The following is a 1462-nucleotide window of genomic DNA, read 5'->3' as shown; positions in this document are numbered from 1 at the left end:
ACCACCTACAACATCGCGGCGGCAGATGACTGGAACAGCGTCATCACCGGCGGCAACATCGCCGACCTTACGGGCAACGGCATCACCGTCTCCAACGCCGCTCCCCTCGTCACCAGCGCCACCTACGACGCCTCTACAGGCTCCTTGGTGGTCACCGGTGCCAACATGGTCACCGGAGACACCATCGACGTGAGCAAGCTGAGTCTTGCAGGCCAAGGCGGCAGCTACACCCTCACCAGCCCCAATGTCACTGCCGCCAGTGCGACCAGCTTCACGGTCACGCTGAACGCTGTAGACCGGCTCAACATCAACGGCCTGCTGAACCAGAACGGCACCACGGCGGTGGACACCACCACCTTCAACCTGGCCGCCGCCGCCAACTGGGATGCCAGCCGCACCACCAGTGCAGACCTCACCGGCAACGGCGTGACGGTATCCAACGTTGCGGCCCCCACCATCACCAGCGCCACCTTCGACGGATCGACCAACGTGCTGGTGGTCACCGGCACGGGCCTGGTCAAGACCATCGGCGCCACCAACGACATCACCGTCAGCAAGCTCACCATCACCGGCGAGGGCGGCGCCACCTACACCCTGTCCACCACAGGCAACGTAGAGGTCACCTCGGCCACCAGCTTCTCCATCACCCTGACGGGGGCAGACATCGCTGGCGTGAGCAACCTGCTCAACAAGAACGGCACATCCTCAGCCAGCGCCACCACCTACAACATCGCTGCGGCAGATGACTGGAACAGCGTCGTCACCGGCGGCAACATCGCCGACCTCACCGGCAACGGCATCACCGTCAGCAACGCTGCACCTGGCATTCAGTCGGCCAGCTATGACGCCAGCACCGGCATCCTCACCGTGTCGGCACTGAATATCGTTGGTGGCGACACCATCGACGTGAGCAAGCTGAGCCTGACGGGGCAAGGCGGCAGCTACACCCTCACCAGCGCCAACGTGACAGCAGCCAGCGCCACGTCGTTCACGGTCACGCTCAACGCTGCAGACCAGCTCAACATCAACGGGCTGCTGAACAAGAACGGCACCAGCGCGGTGGACACCACCACCTTCAACCTAGTGGCAGCCGCCAGCTGGGATGCCAGCACCACATCGAGTGCAGACCTCACCGGCAACGGCGTGACGGTATCGAACGTTGCGGCCCCCACCATCACCAGCGCCACCTACGATGCCAGCACCCACGTGCTGACCGTGACCGGCACCGGCCTGGTCAAGACCGTGGGCGCCACCAACGACATCACCGTCAGCAAACTCACCATCGTTGGCGAAGGCGCAGCCACCCGCACCCTGAGCACCACAGGCAATGTGGAAGTCACCTCGGCCACCAGCTTCAGCGTCACCCTCTCGGGTGCAGACATCGCAGCCGTAGAAGCCCTGCTCAACAAGAACGGCACCACGTCCACAGGCGGCAGCACCTACAACCTGGTTGCTGCGGACG

1 protein-coding gene is annotated in these 1462 nt (G+C 64.0%); it reads left to right on the top strand.

Annotation, left to right across the window (positions count from 1 at the left end):
* Positions 1-1462, top strand: a 1462-nt coding sequence (locus tag AvAM_RS25760) for a hypothetical protein (RefSeq protein WP_212742290.1), incomplete at both ends; no start/stop codon positions are given.

Source organism: Acidovorax sp. NB1 (assembly GCF_005405905.1).
Lineage (GTDB): Bacteria > Pseudomonadota > Gammaproteobacteria > Burkholderiales > Burkholderiaceae_C > Acidovorax.
This window is presented reverse-complemented; position numbering and strand designations above follow the sequence as displayed.